A 17,658-nucleotide genomic window follows, 5' to 3' on the forward strand; every position below is an offset into this window, starting at 1 on the left:
CTATAAAAAGCTGCCATAAATAGTAAAATAAGTAATACGCCGTACATACCAACTTTGACAGCAGCATTGTAGGCACTAGGACCTAAAGTTGCACCTACAGAACTATAGGCTATTGGTTTTAATGTGACAGGCAAAGAACCCGCCCTTATAAGAGTCGCTAATTCAGATGCCTCTTGGAAGTCCTTCAGGCCTGTAATGACTGCATTTCCAGTAGTTATTACGTCATTTACTCTAGGAGCTGATATTACCTTATCATCTAAACTATTGCAATAGGTTGATTTAAAAATTTTTGAGTAGCTTCTGCAAATTTTTTTGTTCCTTCAGCATCAAGTACTAACGTAACTTCTGGTTGTTGCACACCTGTTTCAGTTTGAGCATATACTGCTTTTGAATCTTTTACATTGGCACCTGTCAAAATAACTTGTCCATCTGGTCCTATAAATTTTAATTGAGCAGTTTTACCTATTATCTCTATTGCCCTATCAGGGTCATTCATGCCAGGTAATTCTACACGAATTCTATTTGACCCCTGTTGAGCTATCACAGGCTGAGTCACACCAAGGCATCTACTCTATTCCTTATAACCGCAATAGCCTTATTTATCTCATCTTGTGTAACATTGCCCTCGGCTTCTTCCAATACATAAACTCCTCCTCTTAAATCCAGCCCTAACCTTATGCGATTTTGTATAGAACTTATGGAATAATTACCTACCTTTATTCCAAAAAACGCCACATATGCAACTATCGCTGCAATAACAATTACAGAAAAAAATTTGATAGCCCCTTTACTTCTCATTCGAATCCTCCTTCATAATTCAACTATTTTCTATTATATTACTTTTATTGTAAACGGTCAATTGCCCAAAGTTAGAAAAATGTAATTTCGCTAATTCTACATAAAGTTCATAGGAGTGACGAATATTTTCAATTTCCTCTTGAGTAAGTTTTCTTATAACTTTTGCAGGATTTCCAAAAGCAACACTGCCCTCAGGAATCTTTTTACCTCCTGTTACCAATGAACCAGCTCCAATTATACAATTATCCCCTATTTCAGCATCATCTAAGATAATCGCTCCCATGCCTATTAATACATTATTCCCTATTTTACAAGCATGAAGTATTGCTCCATGTCCTATCGTGCAGTAATTCCCTATATAGCAAGGATGTCCTTCTGTAACGTGTACAACGCAATTATCTTGTATATTAGTTCCTTCTCCAACAACTATTTTATCTATATCACCTCTTAACACAGCACCATACCATATATTTACATCTTTTTTTATTTCTACATCTCCAATAACTTCTGCTGTTTCTGCTATATACGCCTCATCATCTATTTTAGGCTTCATACCTTTATATTCCTTTATTATCATTTTTCTCACCCATAAGCATTTGATACGCTTTTATGGCAATCGCATTTTCAAAACGCCTTTTTTGCATCTCACAGGCCAGCTTGTACGGCTTATTAATATCTCCATTTATGTTGTAGTTATTTGCAAAACATCCTCCACTGCAATAGAACCTTGCCCAGCATTTGGTACACTCTTCTCTTTTGTAAATATCGCTTTCTATAAATTTTTGCTGCAATTCTTTATTAGTTATACCTTCTTCAAGATTTCCTAATTTAAATTCCTTAATACCTACAAATTGATGACAAGGGTAAATATCTCCGTCAGGGGTCACCGCTATATACTCGAAACCAGCACCACAGCCTTGAAGCCTTTTTTTAATGCAAGGTCCTCCTTCTAAATCTATTTTAAAATGATAAAAAGAAAAAGGTCTTCCTTCTTCATATCTCTTTATATACTCTTCCGCTAATCTATCGTATTCCTCTAAAATTCTCTCCAAATGCTCCTCTTTTAATGTATAGTCTTTATCTTCTTTTTCAATTACAGGTTCTACGGATATTTCATAAACTCCCAAATCAGCAATATGCAACACATCCTTAGTAAAATCTAAATTTTTTGCTGTAAAAGTCCCTCTCACATAGTATTCTTTTTTCCCTCTTGATTCAACGAATTTTTTTATTTTTGGAACTATTGTATCATAACTTCCATTACCGTCTACACGTATCCTCATGCTGTCATTTACTTCTTTTCTTCCATCCAAACTAAGTACCACATTAGAAAAATTTTCATTAAAATACTTTATTTTCTCATCATCCAGCAAAACTGCATTGGTTGTTATGGTAAATTTAATTACTTTTTTATTTTCTTTTGCCTTTTCTTTTCCATATTCTACTAACTGTTTAACTACCTCAAAATTTAAAAGGGGTTCACCACCAAAAAAATCAACTTCAATATTTCGCCTTTTCCCAGAACTTTTTATCAAAAAATCGATTGCTTTTTTACCCGTCTCAAAATCCATCAATTTGCGACCACTTTTAAAATCTCCCGTAGAAGCAAAACAGTATTTACACCTTAGATTGCAATCGTGAGCCACATTTAGACACATGGCCTTTATAACAGAATCATTTCTCGGTGCTGAAATATCCTTATATATATCTTCTGAAAATAATAACCCTTCTTCTCTCAATTTGTCAATTTCTGCAATAGCTTCTAGTATATCTTCTTTTTTATATTTATGTTGAAGTAAATTTATAATTTTTTCTTTTGAATGATTTTCATAAAAGTCCAAAACATCATAGATAATATCATCTACTACATGAATAGAGCCACTTGCTGGATCTACTACAATATTCATTCCTAATCTTTTAAATTTGTGTATTAGCTCTGACATTTTTTAACCTCCATTGCAAGTTTAAATGGCAGTAATTACTTTACTGCCATTTGAGTATTATGTATTAGTATTGGCACTCTTGGTTTGCTACAGTGCAAGAAGTCTTACAAGCAGACTGACAAGATGCTTGGCATTCGCCGCAGCCTGGTTTTCTTAAGCTGTTTTTTAATGTCGGTTTGTTAATCGTAATAATATGTTTCATCCTACTTCCCTCCTCTTCTTGATTTATTATAGCACATAAAGAGAAGTAATTAAAGTTATAAATTAATGCCTATCATGCCACCTAAAGCACCTAAAACAGCTCCCCAAGCATATTTTACCGCCCAAGAGGAAGTAGGCCCTAGTTCTTTTACAAAAAATGTCCCCAAAATCAGCATAATAGTTACATACAGAATACCAGCAATTCCTCCATTTAGCCATCCTTTGCTGGTTGTACGTCTTGCAGATAAAGCACCTGATAAAACTATGCCTATTATGGTTATCAACAAAGTAAGAGTAGGCAAAGTTAATTCAGATACAGCTGTAAAGGTCAAAAGTAAAGCGTAAATTATGAAAAAACCGAGAGTGAGAATATAAGATATTAAAACCCCTGTAAAAATTCCAATAATATTTATACCACTTCCCTTTTCCAAACCAAACCTTCCTTTCAAAATTTCACCCCCACAGTTTTCTTACTAAAATGTATGCTTTTTATTTCTAACATAGTACATAAAAAAAGATGCGGCAAACCGCATCTTGTTATTTCTCTTCTTTTTCGTTTTTGTCACTGGCTGACCTTATAACTCCTCCAACTGCCCATTTTGCAATCTTTAGTCTTACTTTATCTGCTCCCATTTCTAATGTTATCACATCGTCTTTTATATTTAGAATTTTACCATAAAAACCGCTTTTTGTTATAATCTCATCACCTGGTTTTAAAGAATCCAGCATTTCTCTCTCTTTCTTTTGTCGCCTTTGTTGAGGTAAAATCAATAAAAAGTAAAAAATTGCAAGAAAAATAAGCAGTTGAACAATTACATAAGTCGTTTCTGGACTCATCAATAATCCTCCTTATTCCCATAATATTTTTCAAAAAACTCTTTCTTAAATTCAAGCAGCCGGTCTTGCTTTATAGCTTCCCTTATCCTCTCCATTAATTTAATGAGAAAATAAAGATTATGTAAAGTAGCAAGCCTTGCTGCTAAAATTTCGCCAGCCTTAAACAAATGTCTTATATAGGCCCTAGAATAATTTTTACAAGTATAGCAATCACATTCTTCGTCTAAAGGAAAAAAATCTTCTGCATAAGGGGCATCTCTTACTATTAATTTGCCTTTACTTGTAAAAACTGTTCCATTTCTCGCAATTCTCGTTGGAAGCACACAGTCAAACATATCAACACCTCGTATTACTCCCTCTATGAGGTCATCAGGACTTCCCACTCCCATAAGATACCTCGGTTTGTCTTCGGGTAAATTTTCCGTAGTCAAATCTACCATATCATACATTACATTTTTCGGTTCTCCTACACTTAATCCCCCTATAGAATATCCAGGAAAGTCCATGTCTACTAATCTTTGAGTACATTCTCTTCTTAAATCTTCATAAGTTCCACCTTGAACAATGCCAAAAAGAGCTTGTTTTTCTGTATATCTATGGGCTTTTTTCCCTCTTTCAGCCCATTTGATGGTAAACTCCATAGATTTTTTGACATACTCATAGTCTGCATGATAAGGTGCACATTCATCAAAGGACATTATTATATCTGCACCTAAGGCATTCTGTATCTCTATCACTTTTTCTGGAGTAAAAAAGTGTCTAGACCCATCTATATGAGACCTAAACTCTACACCGTCTTCTGTAATTTTTCTTAAAGAACTCAAGCTAAAAACTTGAAATCCTCCACTGTCTGTTAAAATTGCTCTATCCCAATTCATGAATTTATGAAGTCCACCGGCTTTTTCAATAATTTTATGGCCTGGCTTAAATATAGATGATAAGTGTTGCTTAAAATAATCGTTGCTCCAATTTCCTTTAATTCTTCAGGAGTCATAGCTTTTACAGTTGCTTGTGTTCCTACTGGCATAAACACAGGCGTTTCTATAGCACCATGGGGAGTTTCTAATATTCCCAATCTTGCTTTTGTTCTACTGTCTTTTTTGATAAGCCAATATTTAATCGCTGCCATTATATCCTCCTATTCTGGTCAAATTATAAGCATTGCATCTCCAAAGCTAAAAAATCTGTATTTATGTTCAATTGCTACTTGATAAGCCCTCATTATGTTTTCTCTACCAGCAAAAGCTGACACCATCATAATTAAAGTAGACTCAGGCAAATGAAAATTTGTTATCATACCGTCAATAGCCTTAAATTTGTAACCAGGATATATGAAAATATCAGTCCAACCACTTTTTTCTTTTACATAACCATTTTCGTCAGCAACTGTTTCAAGAGTCCGAGTAGAAGTTGTACCAACTGCTATGATTCTTCCACCACTTTTCCTAGTTTCATTTATTTCATTAGCTGCTTCTTTTGTAACAATATAAAACTCTTCATGCATCTTATGGTTTTCAATTTCTTCTTCCTTTACAGGTCTAAAAGTACCTAAACCTACGTGAAGAGTTATAAAAACAGTTTTTACTCCCATCTGCTTTATTTTTTCTAACAACTCTTTTGTAAAATGAAGCCCTGCAGTAGGAGCAGCTGCAGAACCTTCGTATTTTGCATAGACAGTCTGGTATCTATCCTTATTTTTTAATTTTTTCTTGATATAAGGGGGAACAGGCATTTCGCCTAATTTATCCAATACTTCTTCAAATACCCCTTCATAATAAAACCTTACTATTCTCCCTCCTGCTTCTGTAGTATCTAAAACTTCTGCTATTAGCTCTCCAGTTCCAAAAACAAATCTTGACCCTATTTTAGCTCGCCTTCCGGGTTTAACTAATGTTTCCCATTCATTACTGGATATCCTTTTTATAAGAACAAATTCTATTTTCCCACCTGAATCTTCTCTTCTTCCAATAAGACGAGCAGGAATAACTTTTGTGTCATTTAAAACAAGACAATCACCTGCTTTTAAATATTTTGTTATGTTTTTAAAAATATCGTGCTCAATTTCACCGGTTTTTTTATTTAAAACCATCAATCGAGAACTTGACCTGTCTTCTAAAGGTTCTTGTGCAATTAATTCTTTTGGTAGCTCAAAATAAAATTCACTGCGTTTCATTTTTCTTTGCGCCATCCTTTTATAAGCTTTTGTTGTTTATAGTATCGTATACCTCAATACCTTTATAATAGTATTTTAAAATAGAAATGTAATTATACCCTTGGTCTGCCAGTCCTCTCGCCCCATACTGGCTTAACCCTACCCCGTGTCCATAACCACTGCCTTTTATAGTATAAACTTCACTGGCTTATCTGTCTTTTTTAACTCTTTAATGCCATTTGCCCCTACCGCATAAAAAGTATCTTTAGAAACCTTCGTTATCCCTTTATTATTTTGAATATTTATCTCTTTTAAAGAAATTTTTTGCGAACCACTGTAAGAAGAAATCGCGTAGGCTTCAAATTCACTGCTACCATCGCCCTTTATGTCAATCATAGTGCTTTTTAATCCAAAGAAAGACCGTATGTCTCCTTTTCGCAAAGTAAAAGTTCCCTTTGTACCGTAAATGGTAACAGCAATCGCTCTTCCAGTCCAGCTTTTTTCTGTAACTTTTACATCTACTATATCTCCTATGTCTTGTCCTTTATTTAAAAGCAAGTTTTTTATCTGGTCTTTTGTATAAGTTACCATCCAACTATCATGATAACTGTTATAGCCAAAAACGTATTTATCCTCCACTCCTTTTAAATAAGGAACATCAGCAGAAAAATAATTAATATTGTCTTCAGTATATCCTCCGCTGTGGGAGTGATAAAGGGCATCTATAAGTTTTCCTTGATATACAGCCACTACACCTTTTGTTTCGTCTACCGCTTCATTTGTAGAAGGAGCTTCTCCATCATATCCTTTGTAAACCTGTGTGTTAGTATCGTTTGTCAAATCAAAACCATACTTTCCATATCTCCCTACATTTTTAGCAGCATAAGTTCGTGCAGCCACTGCTTGTGCTTTTAAAGCTTCTATATTCCACCATGCAGGCATTTCTCCTGGCACAACACCATATAAATATTCTTCCAAAGGTACAACATTTATAGCGGTCATATCACTGTCTTGTTGCCTTCTAAACTCAAACATGCCTCTGTAGCGTTTTGATTCTATTGCCATAGGAATACCTTCAGGATTAAGCTTACTTACATATAAATCAGCCTTCATATTAAACAAAAACAAGTTTTTTGCTCCATTGCGTATCAAAATATTTTTGTCCGGTAACACCTTGGATATATTGGTATAATTTTTTGAAAGAATCTCATAGGCAGATTGCAAATCCGCTAGCGTCAAATAAGGTCCTATGTATATATGATATTTTCCATCAAATCCTATTAAGACATTGGTAATTCGATTTACTATTTTCGCATACTCACTATTTGCCATTTCAAAATCATCATAGTTTCCCATCATCAAATAAAAACTATCATCTTTTATAACTTGCACGTTTTGCATACTAGTGCTAAAAATATTAACCAAATTTCCTGTATTATTTTCATATGCAAAATTAAAGCCTACAGGGGATGAAAGTTGATAAGAAGATTTGGCAGTTTGTCCATAAAAAAGCCCTATTTTTATAATTTTCGGTATGCTAATGTCAGCATTCACCGTAGAACAAGGTAAAAGAGTCAAAATCATAGCACTAATTATACCTACTATTACAAATTTTCTAAACCTCACAAATTACAACCCCTTTTTCATATGTTATTTTTTAAAAATCCATAAAATTAATGTCAAAAGAAGACTCAACAACAGGCTTGTCATAAGAGGAAAATAAAAAGTGAAATTTCCTTTTTGATAAACTATGTCCCCTGGTAGACGCCCTAAGCCAATTTTTGAACCTACAGAAAAAAGCACCCCTATTAAAATCAATATAGCTCCCATCAATATCAACATTTTGCCAAAACTATCAAACACCTTCTATCCTCCCCTGTTCTATATAAGGATATTTAAGGTAATCATAAGCTAATTTTGTAACAACTCTTCCCCGCGGAGTCCTGTTTAAAAAACCTATTTGTAAAAGATAAGGTTCATAAACATCCTCTATTGTATCACCATCCTCTCCTATTGATGCAGCAATAGCATCGATTCCTACAGGGCCACCGCCAAACTTTTCTATAATAGAAACTAAAATCTTCCTATCAATGTATTCTAATCCCATCTCATCTACACCTAATACGTCTAGCGCTTCTTTGGAAGTTTTAAAATTAATGTATCCATTTCCTCTTACTTGTGCGAAATCTCTTACCCGTTTTAGAAGCCTATTGGCAATTCTCGGAGTCCCTCGGGACCTTTTCGCAATCTCCAAAGCAGCATCTTCATCAATTCCAATGTTTAAAATGTTCGCTGACCTTTTAATTATTTCTTTTAATTCATCGACTGAATAGTAATCCAAACGGTTTATAACCCCAAATCTGTCTCTCAAAGGAGAAGTCATAAGAGCAGCCCTTGTCGTCGCTCCAATTAAAGTAAAACGCGGAAGACTAAGCCTTATAGACCTGGCACTTGGACCTTTTCCTATTACTATATCCAACTCAAAGTCTTCCATTGCAGGATATAGAATCTCTTCTACACTTCTATTGAGTCTATGAATCTCATCAATAAAAAGTATGTCATTCTCCTGTAAGTTAGTCAAAATTGCTGCCAAATCTCCCGACCTTTCTATAGCAGGACCTGAGGTTATTTTTATTCCTACTCCCATTTCATTAGAAATTACCGTAGCTAAAGTCGTTTTTCCAAGGCCAGGAGGACCATATAGCAGGACATGGTCAAGGGGCTCTTTCCTCATCTTAGCAGCTTCTATATAAATTTTTAATTCCTCTTTTATCTTTTCTTGACCTATATACTCAGAAAGCCACCTAGGACGCAAACTATATTCGGAGGCATCTTCCTGTGTAAAACTTTGAGTTAGTATTCTTTCCTCCATTTAATTCACCCTATTTCATTAATTTTTTCAAGGCTTGTTTTACAGTCTCTTCTACACTGTTACAAGTAATATCTGCCAAAGCAGAAATAGCTTCACTTTTACTATAACCTAATGCCAATAAAGCCTCTAAAGCCTCATTTGAAAGATTATTATCACTTTCAAAAACTATCTCCTTTGGAAGCTTATCTTTCAATTCCAAAATAATTCTCTCAGCAGTCTTTTTCCCTATTCCCGGAACTAATGTAAGAGCTTTATAATCGCCAGTGTTAACTACTTTTGCAAAATTATCAATAGGGACCACAGATAAAATAGATAAAGCACCTTTAGGCCCTACCCCATTAACAGATAATAACTTTTCAAACAAATCTAACTCTTCTTTTGTTTTAAAGCCAAAAATTTGAAAACCATCTTCTCTCACATGTAAGTATGTATAAAGCTTAGTAATATTCCCTTTAGTAGGTAAAGCTTTTAAAGTAGAAAATGGAACAAAAACCTTTATGCCTATACCCATAAAGTCAATTATTACATAATTTTGTCCAATATCCTCAATCATTCCTCTAATATACTCAATCATTTTGAATACCTCAACTTTTCAATCATATTGTTACTGTGACAATGGCATATGGCAACCGCCAAGGCATCAGCCACATCGTCAGGTTTAGGAATTTGATCAAGATTTAATAAAACCTTCACCATTTGCTGAACTTGATGCTTATCTGCTTTTCCGTACCCCACAACTGCTTGTTTTACTTGCAAAGGAGTGTATTCAAAAACTTTTATTCCCGAATTAACAGCAGCTAAAATACAAACTCCTCTGGATTCTCCAATAGTAATGACAGTCTTCGCATTTTTATTATAAAAAAGCTCTTCTATAGCTACTACATCAGGGCAGTAAGATTTTATAAGTGATGTAATTCCATTGTATATATCGTGTAGGCGCAGTGCCTTATCAATACCAGCTTTTGTAGTAACTGCCCCGTAATCTACAACAGTGAATTTATTGGATTTATAATCTATTATACCATAACCCATTGTTGCAATTCCAGGATCTATCCCTAATACCCTCATTATATCCATCTCCTTTTATTTATTTTAACATCAATAGCCTTTATAAACAAGAAAAAGTTCTCCTAAAATTAAGGAGAACCTACAGACTGATGACAAACTTTCGTAAAGTAGATATTTTACATAAGTTGCGACTTGTGACAAAGCGCTAACAAAGCTTAGCAAGACTGAGGATGGAGCGGGGCCGAAGCCAGGAGGGCGGAGGCGGGCACCTAAGACAGGACGTCGAATGTGCCCGGTACTCCGCCGTAATCCAAAAGTCGCGCTTTAGCTTTGTCGCTTTGGAACTTCGGAGCAACGATGTAAAATATCTACTTTAAATAATTTTTGGTTCTTTGTCAACAAACTGAAAGTTCTCCTAAAATTAAGGAGAACCTAAGAACTTAGATTTGTTAATATTTGATACGCCTCATCTTTGTCTTTTGTAATTATATTTTTCATCACTCTTTCTTTGTCAAAAGGTGTTAAACTATCCAGTGGAATATCTGTTTTTTCCACAACTTCATTATTGCCATTTCCATCACTTTTTAGCAAAACAACATATCCATTTATACTAGAAATTATATAATAATCTGCAGGCAACCCTTCTTTTTCTCTGTAAAGAACTATTTCCTCTTCATCAAAATTTTTAATTTTCCAACCAGTATATATCTTTTCAATTTCTTCCTTGCTCTTCCCATAAAGAGAAGGGGTTAAATTTTGAACTTCCCGCACTATTTCTCCATTTTCAAGATATTTAGTTTCAAATATAAGTTTACTTTGGGAAATTAATTTTTTAGCAAGAGCTTCTTGTTGAGAAGAAATCCCCTGCTCATAAACTATATTTTTTTCCCTTCCTTCCTTTTCGTTATCTTTAACACTAATTAAATATCCAACCATCATTCCTATAAATATAGCTAACATATATATCATAACCATTTTATAGGAAATTAGCTTTTTCATAACATCTCCTCCTGTTTTATGTAATTATAACCAATTTTAAAAAATTTATTCTCTTTGCAGGATTTTGTCAAAAAATATCGAATAATATTCATTAAGGGAGGAGATGATGAAGTGGCAAATCAAATTGTAGTTTTTAAATTAAACAATGAAGACTTTTGCGTTGACATCAATCAGGTAATTGAAATTATACGGCTCCAAGCAATTATTAAAGTACCCGATGCGCCTACTTTCGTAGAAGGTATAACTAATCTAAGAGGAACAGTCATCCCTATTGTAGATTTAAAAAAGCGCTTCAATTTGCCTTTGTCAGAGAAAAATGACAATAATCGAATTATCGTAGTAAATGTCACTAACAGACCGGTGGGTTTCATCGTTGACTCAGTAACAGAAGTGTTACATGTAGACGATAGTTCCGTACAAGAAGCTCCAGAGATTATAAAAGGAATTGGAAAAGAGTACATAACATCTATTATCAATTTAAACGACAGATTGATAATTAATTTAGACTTACACAAAGTTTTAACAGAAAAAGAAAAGAAAGAGATAGAAGAAATGTAGCTTCTTCTATCTCTTTCTTCTATTCCTCATCCTCGTCTTCTATTTCCACATTGTGATAAACGTTTTGTACATCGTCATTTTCTTCTAACTTGTCAATTAATTTTTCGAATTTTTGGTAGTCTTCAGGACTTAATTGTATAGTATTTTTAGGAAGCATTGTAACTTCTGCCTCCGAAATTTTATACCCTGCTTTTTCAATTGCCTCTTTTACTTCTTGAAAATTTGACGGTTCAGTAATTATTTCAAATTCTTCATCTTCTGCAGAAAAGTCCTCTGCACCTGCATCTATTGCAACCATTGCAAGTTCTTCTTCATCAATAGAATCATCTTTTCTAACAGTGATAATTCCAACTTTGTCAAACATCCACGTAACAGAACCGGCTGCCCCTAAACTACCACCATTCCTATCAAAAATATGCCGTATTTCACCTGCAGTTCTGTTTTTATTGTCAGTCAAAGCTTCAACAATTATAGCAGTACCAGCAGGGCCGTATCCTTCATATATTACTTCTTCTAAATTAGCTCCTCCTAATTCACCGGTACCTTTTTTAATAGCCCTCTGTATATTTTCATTCGGCAAATTGTTAGCCTTTGCTTTTTCTATAGCATCCCTTAACTTACTGTTAGTATTAGGATCACCACCGCCTTCTTTAGCCGCTTTTATAATATCTTTGGTAAGTTTTGTAAAAATCCTTCCCTTTTTAGCATCCATTTTTTCTTTTTTATGCTTTATGTTAGCCCATTTTGAATGCCCTGACATAAAAAAACCTCCTTCACTGTGGCCTAAAATATTTTAACACAATAATATAGGGCTTGTAAATTAATCCTCTCTAAAAAGTTGTGTGCTCAAATACCTCTCACCACTGTCAGGAGCCATTGCTAAAACCTTTTTTCCTTTGCCTAACTTCTTAGAAACCTCAATTGCTGCCCATAAAGAAGCACCTGTAGAAATTCCTCCAAGTATACCTTCTTTTTTTGCCAAAAGGCGAGTCACCTCAAAGGCGTCTTCATCTTTTACAGCAATTACTTCATCTATGACATCTCTATCTAACACTTTTGGAATAAAACCTGCTCCAATCCCTTGAATTTTATGAGGACCAGGCTCTTTACCAGAAAGCACCGCTGCTGAATAAGGCTCTACTGCAATAATCTTTACATTAGGAAATTTATTTTTTAATATTTTCCCAACTCCTGTAATAGTTCCCCCTGTACCTACACCTGCCACAAAAGCATCTATACCATCCTTAAAATCTTCAACTATCTCTTTAGCAGTAGTCTCTTCATGAATTAACGGATTTGCAAAATTTTCAAACTGCTGTGGCATAAAATAATTTTTATTTTGTCTTACCAATTCTTCTGCTTTTTTTACGGCACCTTCCATTCCTAATCTGCCAGGGGTAAGAATTATTTCAGCACCATATGCCGCTAAAAGCATTCTTCTTTCCATACTCATAGTATCGGGCATAACTATTATTACTTTATATCCTTTTGCTGCTCCTACCATTGCCAACCCAATGCCTGTATTTCCGCTTGTAGGTTCAATAATTACGCTTCCTTTTTTCAATTTACCTTCTTTTTCTGCCTTTTCTATCATTGCAAAAGCTACTCTATCTTTAACACTGCCACCCGGATTAAAAAATTCCAATTTTAGATAAATTTCTGCCCACTCTTTCTCCACAATTTTATTTAATTTAACAGCAGGCGTTTTTCCAATCAGCTCAAAAACATTGTTAGCAATCATAAAATTTACCTCCATTTGTACATTACTATAAAAATTTTAAACTTTCTACGTAACATATGTCAAATGGAAATTAGAATATCAAACATTTTTAGAGAAAAAATAATAGTATCAAGTTACAAAAGGTGATAAAAAATGACTGGCAAACTAAAACTTTTCGTTATAGGATTCATAACTGGTATTATAAACGGTCTTTTAGGTGCAGGTGGAGGTACTTTAATAGTCGCTGCATTGGTTTTTTTACTTGGCATAGAAGACCATAAGGCTCATGCTACGGCGATTTCAATCATACTACCTATTACTTTAGTCAGTAGTTTAGTGTATTTACAAAATAGAATAACCGACATTCCTATAACCATTAACATAGCTATAGGAAGTACAATAGGAGGATTTATTGGCGCATATTTTCTTAATAAAATCTCCATACCTTTATTAAGAAAATTTTTGGAATAATAATGCTTATAGCTTCCGTCAGGATGTGGATATCATGAAACTATTTTTAATAGGACTTTTTTCAGGAATTGTAGGGGGAATGGGAATTGGAGGAGGAACAATTCTCATTCCTGCATTAACAATCTTTGCTGGAACCGAGCAACACATTGCTCAAAGTGTCAATCTTTTTTCTTTTATTCCTACAGCAATTATCGCACTAATATACCATTTTAAAAAGAAAAATATCAAATATAAAATTATATTGTTTATTATAATCGGTGGAATAATAGGAAGTGTTGTCGGAGCTATTATAGCAGCAATAACAAAAGCTTTTATATTAAAAAAAATATTCGCTGTTTTTTTATTTTGTATGGGAATATACGAACTTCTCTCAAAGCCCCGCAAATAATTAAAATAAGAGGAGATAGTTCTCCTCTTATTTTCTCTTGTCTGTTTCCAACATTACACAGGCATTATAAATAACCTTTAATCCAAGGTTTTTGGCTTTTTCCACCAGTTCCTCACTTTCTGCCCCCGGTTGAAACCAAATAATTTCTACACCTAATTTTGCAGCCTCTTCTACGTACTGCTCACCTATACTTGGAGAAACTACCATATCTACAACCTCTGGTATCACAGGTAAGCTGGACAAAGAGTCATAGCAAGGATCTCCATCTACTTCTTGATACTTAGGATTAACAGGATAAACAGTATACCCGTTTAATTTAAGAGCTCGATAAATTTTATATCCATATTTACTTTCTCGAGGAAGGGCTCCTACTACAGCCCATACTTTCCTTTTCATTGCTTCTTCAACATAGTCTACATAGGAATTATCTAACTCCATTTTTTTTACCTCCTAAATCAATTGATGAATCTCCATTTCTTTTCCTCACCATTTTTATAAGAAATTAAGCTTATGGTGCATAATATTCATTACCTTTTTTAAGAAGGTATACATCCCCTTCAATTTTTATGTTACACCTTTTACTTGTCAAATCATTTATAAAACTTTGAAATTCCAATAGACGGTCTTCTTCAATATGTGATACTATAGAAACTTTATCTGAATACATAATATCTTTAACATAATAGCCTTTCTTTAGAAGCTCATTTTGAATTTTTCCCAGCAAAGTATAATCAAAAGTGAGGATTATACTTTTCGCAGGGATTTTTTCTACTATTCCAGCAGCATCAATACCTATTTTTGCCCCTTTTGTGTAAGCTCTCACTAATCCTCCTGCTCCTAATAATATTCCACCAAAATACCTTGTAACCACAACAGCAACGTTTTTTAATCCTTCTTTTTTTATCACATTTAATACAGGTATACCTGCTGTGCCAGAAGGCTCTCCATCATCACTAAAACGCTGAATTTCATCATTTTCTCCAATAACATAAGCATAAACGTTATGGTTTGCCATTCTGTGATTTGCTCTAATTTCCCCTATAAATTTTACCGCCTCTTCCTCTGAAGAAACTGGTTTAGCATGTCCAATAAATCTGGAACGCTTTATTTCGATTTCAGCAACTCCGTAAGAATATAGCGTTTTATAACTTTTAGCCAAAATAGCACCCCTTTGTAATTATACCAAAATATAATCAAAAAATAAAGCCGTTACCGGCTTTATTAGGCTTCATCAAAGCTTTTTCGCCTATGCCAAAGCCTTCGTCAACGTCTTGTATTTAAAATAAGAAACGTTTACAAGCGATTTGTCTTGACTATAGGTAATCATCTCCAAAGCCTTGTCTATAGGATAAAAACCTCCATCGACAAAGCCATCTTCTTTGCTAATATTAAATTCCTCTTCAAAAGTAGTCATGAGATACCAAGTAATTTTATTAAAGACAGGACGTTGACGGGTAACAGAATAGAATTCGTAACTGGTTTCACCAGCAGTAGAAAGGACTTCAACAGATTTAAGGCCTGTTTCAGTACAGACTCTCCTTATGGCCACATCAATAGGCAATTCATTATTTCTAATAACCCCTTTTGGTAACACCCATTCCCCTTTCTCATTTTTAAGAATGAATACACTATCTCCTTTGAATACAACTCCACCAGCGCAATCTCTTATTAACATTTACAAGCCCCCTAAAATTTTTATTTTTTTCTTTTAATATAATATTCTTTAAAAACTTTTAAATTCCTTCTTAAATTTTTAATTTTATTTTTATTTTTATCCATATCTCCACAATTATACATCAAAATTTAATTTTTCCATCAAAAAAAATCAACTTACCAGTATAAAAATCTCTAAATTATAAAAAATATTTAATGTAAAAAACAAGGAAGGGGAGTTTCAAATGTATATAATTTATCACTGTTATGGCGGAACGCATACTTCTGTAATAGCATCTTACATACACACTGGAAAACTGCCAATGGACAGAATTCCATCTAAAGAAGAAATAGAAAGCATATCTTTGTTCGATAAATTAAATGGCCAAAATGACCCGGGACACATCGTTCCTATTGGTACTGATGAATATGGCAACAACGTATATTCTATGGGGGTAAAAAATGCCAAAAAGTTAATTGAGCCAGCTCTTAAAGATTTATACTATCATATATTCAATACAAACGAAGGACTGCTTTTGATTGACACGACTGGTACTACAAACTGGATTATGAAAATTGGCGGATTTACTTCTATTGCTTTAAAATTTCCTGTTATAGGAAGGCCTTTAGTCATTTATGGTACGCAAAAAGCTTATAAAAAAATTGTTCAAATAGTTAAAAACGTAAAGGCTCAAGAAAAAGCAGAATACAACGCTATTAAACGATAATAAAATCTTTGAGTTTCTCCTTTGTTTCTTTTTGAACTTCAGCTTTTATCATTATCCCGTCCTCATTATAATTTTCTTCAATTATTTTTGTTTTTTCTTTTAAATAATTGTATTCTTTAGTCTTATCATAAGGCAGTAGAAAATTCACTACTTCCACATCTTTAAAAATTTCTCTTTCTATTGCCTCCAATAAATTATCAAATCCAATTTTATTTTTTGCGGAAATATAAACTTCTCTTTCATTTCCTTTAAGTACAACTTCCAAAAGGTCAATTTTATTAAAAACATTTATCTTAGGGATATTAATAGCCCCTAAATCTGAAAGAACCCTTTCTACAACCTTTATCTTTTCCTCCATATCTGGTGAAGTCACATCAATTACATGAAGCAATAAATCTGCATATTTAACCTCTTCTAATGTAGATTTAAAAGCCTCTACAAGGTCATGGGGTAATTTTCTAATAAACCTACGGTATCAATCAAAATCACTTCTCTCCCTGAAGGTAAAATAAGTCTTCGGGCAGTAGGATCAAGTGTTGCAAATAATTTATCTTCCACATAAACTTCTGCCTTTGTAAGAGCATTAAGTAGTGTGGATTTGCCCGCATTTGTATATCCTACTATAGCTACAACAGGAACTTGATTTTTTTTACGTCTACTCCTTTGTAAATCTCTATGCCTTTTTATTTCCTCCAGTTTCTTTTCTATTGCCTTTATTCTATTTTGTATATGCCTCCTATCAGCCTCTAATTTTGTCTCACCAGGTCCCCTTGTTCCTATTCCACCACCCAATCTTGAAAGTTGTCCCCCCATACCTACAAGACGTGGTAGACGATACTTTAATTGTGCTAATTCCACTTGCAACATACCTTCTTTTGACCTTGCCCTTTTAGCAAATATATCAAGGATAAGATTAGTTCTATCAATCACTTTTACATTTAAAAAGTCTTCCATATTTTTAATTTGAGTACCAGTAAGCTCATCATTGACAATAATAAGGTCAGCCTCTTGATTCTCAACAAAAAATTTTAATTCCTCCAACTTACCTTTGCCAATATAATGAGCTTTGTGGATTGTATCACGCTTTTGCGTCATAACACCTATTACTTCTACACCAGCTGTCAAAGCCAGCTCCTTTAATTCTCCTATACTTCTTCATCTTCAGTTGTTGAAATGATTCCTACTAAAATTGCGCGTTCTATCTTTTCATTTCTGCTTAACTCTTCCATAATATCACCAGCCTTGAAAAATCTTCTGTAAATATAAATATATCACAAACAAAGGAATCTATAAATAATGACTAGGTAAATTAATAGCACTTTTTATAAAA

20 protein-coding genes and 4 pseudogenes are annotated in these 17,658 nt (G+C 33.8%); 4 read left to right on the plus strand and 20 right to left on the minus strand.

The window, feature by feature from the left end; genetic code table 11:
* From JCM7501_RS15930 to JCM7501_RS08775, 14 genes and pseudogenes are all read right to left on the minus strand, one after another.
* Positions 1-798 (minus strand): annotated as a pseudogene (locus JCM7501_RS15930) (SecDF P1 head subdomain-containing protein); the annotation flags it as partial.
* Positions 799-817: 19 nt separating this feature from the next.
* Positions 818-1,375 (minus strand): gamma carbonic anhydrase family protein, encoded by a 558-nt coding sequence (locus JCM7501_RS08720; protein ID WP_028992253.1) that lies wholly within the window; start codon positions 1,373-1,375, stop codon positions 818-820.
* Positions 1,356-2,741, minus strand: a complete 1,386-nt coding sequence (gene scfB / locus JCM7501_RS08725; RefSeq protein ID WP_028992254.1) for a thioether cross-link-forming SCIFF peptide maturase — start codon at positions 2,739-2,741, stop codon at positions 1,356-1,358. The genes JCM7501_RS08720 and scfB overlap by 20 nt, the downstream gene beginning before the upstream one ends.
* Positions 2,742-2,805: 64 nt before the next feature.
* Entirely contained in the window at positions 2,806-2,943 is a 138-nt protein-coding gene (scfA, locus tag JCM7501_RS12715; RefSeq protein ID WP_012995085.1) for a six-cysteine ranthipeptide SCIFF, read from the minus strand.
* A gap of 55 nt (positions 2,944-2,998) precedes the next feature.
* Positions 2,999-3,391, minus strand: a complete 393-nt coding sequence (locus JCM7501_RS08730) for a TIGR04086 family membrane protein (protein WP_012995084.1) — start codon at positions 3,389-3,391, stop codon at positions 2,999-3,001.
* 88 nt (positions 3,392-3,479) lie between these two features.
* Positions 3,480-3,779 carry a preprotein translocase subunit YajC gene (gene yajC / locus JCM7501_RS08735; RefSeq protein WP_012995083.1) on the minus strand — a complete coding sequence of 100 codons (300 nt, stop codon included), beginning with the start codon at positions 3,777-3,779 and terminating at the stop codon, positions 3,480-3,482.
* Positions 3,779-4,908, minus strand: a pseudogene (gene tgt, locus JCM7501_RS08740) (tRNA guanosine(34) transglycosylase Tgt). The gene yajC and the pseudogene tgt overlap by 1 nt, the downstream one beginning before the upstream one ends.
* An 18-nt stretch (positions 4,909-4,926) precedes the next feature.
* On the minus strand, positions 4,927-5,952 hold the full coding sequence (queA, locus tag JCM7501_RS08745; RefSeq protein WP_012995081.1) for a tRNA preQ1(34) S-adenosylmethionine ribosyltransferase-isomerase QueA: 1,026 nt from the start codon (positions 5,950-5,952) through the stop codon (positions 4,927-4,929).
* A 165-nt stretch (positions 5,953-6,117) separates the two neighbouring features.
* Positions 6,118-7,557, minus strand: a complete 1,440-nt coding sequence (locus JCM7501_RS08750; RefSeq protein ID WP_256201327.1) for a SpoIID/LytB domain-containing protein — start codon at positions 7,555-7,557, stop codon at positions 6,118-6,120.
* A gap of 24 nt (positions 7,558-7,581) precedes the next feature.
* Positions 7,582-7,794, minus strand: coding sequence for a DUF2905 domain-containing protein (locus JCM7501_RS08755; RefSeq protein WP_028992257.1), 213 nt, complete (start codon positions 7,792-7,794; stop codon positions 7,582-7,584).
* Positions 7,787-8,803 (minus strand): Holliday junction branch migration DNA helicase RuvB, encoded by a 1,017-nt coding sequence (gene ruvB / locus JCM7501_RS08760; RefSeq protein ID WP_012995078.1) that lies wholly within the window; start codon positions 8,801-8,803, stop codon positions 7,787-7,789. The genes JCM7501_RS08755 and ruvB overlap by 8 nt, the downstream gene beginning before the upstream one ends.
* A 10-nt stretch (positions 8,804-8,813) precedes the next feature.
* A complete protein-coding gene (gene ruvA / locus JCM7501_RS08765) occupies positions 8,814-9,377 on the minus strand; it encodes a Holliday junction branch migration protein RuvA (RefSeq protein WP_012995077.1) in 564 nt (187 codons plus the stop codon).
* Positions 9,374-9,871 (minus strand): crossover junction endodeoxyribonuclease RuvC, encoded by a 498-nt coding sequence (gene ruvC / locus JCM7501_RS08770; protein WP_028992258.1) that lies wholly within the window; start codon positions 9,869-9,871, stop codon positions 9,374-9,376. The genes ruvA and ruvC overlap by 4 nt, the downstream gene beginning before the upstream one ends.
* A gap of 372 nt (positions 9,872-10,243) precedes the next feature.
* Positions 10,244-10,810 carry a hypothetical protein gene (locus tag JCM7501_RS08775; protein ID WP_028992259.1) on the minus strand — a complete coding sequence of 189 codons (567 nt, stop codon included), beginning with the start codon at positions 10,808-10,810 and terminating at the stop codon, positions 10,244-10,246.
* Between the two features lie 111 nt (positions 10,811-10,921).
* Here JCM7501_RS08775 and JCM7501_RS08780 point away from each other — a divergent pair, with 111 nt between their 5' ends.
* Positions 10,922-11,368, plus strand: coding sequence for a chemotaxis protein CheW (locus JCM7501_RS08780; protein WP_012995074.1), 447 nt, complete (start codon positions 10,922-10,924; stop codon positions 11,366-11,368).
* A 19-nt stretch (positions 11,369-11,387) separates the two neighbouring features.
* Here JCM7501_RS08780 and JCM7501_RS08785 read toward each other — a convergent pair whose 3' ends face one another.
* Both JCM7501_RS08785 and cysK read right to left on the minus strand, forming a co-directional pair.
* Entirely contained in the window at positions 11,388-12,128 is a 741-nt protein-coding gene (locus JCM7501_RS08785; RefSeq protein WP_012995073.1) for a YebC/PmpR family DNA-binding transcriptional regulator, read from the minus strand.
* A 60-nt stretch (positions 12,129-12,188) separates the two neighbouring features.
* A complete protein-coding gene (gene cysK, locus JCM7501_RS08790; RefSeq protein ID WP_012995072.1) occupies positions 12,189-13,109 on the minus strand; it encodes a cysteine synthase A in 921 nt (306 codons plus the stop codon).
* Between the two features lie 132 nt (positions 13,110-13,241).
* Here cysK and JCM7501_RS08795 point away from each other — a divergent pair.
* A pseudogene (locus tag JCM7501_RS08795) lies at positions 13,242-13,597 on the plus strand (TSUP family transporter).
* Entirely contained in the window at positions 13,594-13,947 is a 354-nt protein-coding gene (locus JCM7501_RS08800) for a TSUP family transporter (protein ID WP_028992260.1), read from the plus strand. Before JCM7501_RS08795 ends, JCM7501_RS08800 begins: the two are co-directional and overlap by 4 nt.
* A 27-nt stretch (positions 13,948-13,974) precedes the next feature.
* Here JCM7501_RS08800 and JCM7501_RS08805 read toward each other — a convergent pair whose 3' ends face one another.
* The 3 genes from JCM7501_RS08805 to JCM7501_RS08815 all read right to left on the minus strand — a co-directional run bounded on the left by JCM7501_RS08805 (position 13,975) and on the right by JCM7501_RS08815 (position 15,622).
* On the minus strand, positions 13,975-14,385 hold the full coding sequence (locus JCM7501_RS08805) for a CoA-binding protein (RefSeq protein WP_012995069.1): 411 nt from the start codon (positions 14,383-14,385) through the stop codon (positions 13,975-13,977).
* Between the two features lie 70 nt (positions 14,386-14,455).
* Positions 14,456-15,106: a YigZ family protein gene (locus JCM7501_RS08810; protein ID WP_028992261.1), complete on the minus strand. Its 651-nt coding sequence runs from the start codon at positions 15,104-15,106 to the stop codon at positions 14,456-14,458.
* An 87-nt stretch (positions 15,107-15,193) separates the two neighbouring features.
* Positions 15,194-15,622, minus strand: coding sequence for an NUDIX hydrolase (locus JCM7501_RS08815; protein WP_012995067.1), 429 nt, complete (start codon positions 15,620-15,622; stop codon positions 15,194-15,196).
* Between the two features lie 223 nt (positions 15,623-15,845).
* On the opposite strand from JCM7501_RS08815, the gene JCM7501_RS08820 reads away from it, so the two are divergent.
* Entirely contained in the window at positions 15,846-16,328 is a 483-nt protein-coding gene (locus tag JCM7501_RS08820; RefSeq protein ID WP_012995066.1) for a DUF3189 family protein, read from the plus strand.
* Here the strand turns inward: JCM7501_RS08820 and hflX are convergent.
* Positions 16,318-17,557 (minus strand): annotated as a pseudogene (gene hflX, locus JCM7501_RS15935) (GTPase HflX). The gene JCM7501_RS08820 and the pseudogene hflX sit on opposite strands and share 11 nt — an antisense overlap.
* Positions 17,558-17,658 lie beyond the last annotated feature (101 nt).

This window comes from Thermoanaerobacter thermocopriae JCM 7501 (assembly GCF_001310975.1).
Lineage (GTDB): Bacteria > Bacillota > Thermoanaerobacteria > Thermoanaerobacterales > Thermoanaerobacteraceae > Thermoanaerobacter > Thermoanaerobacter thermocopriae.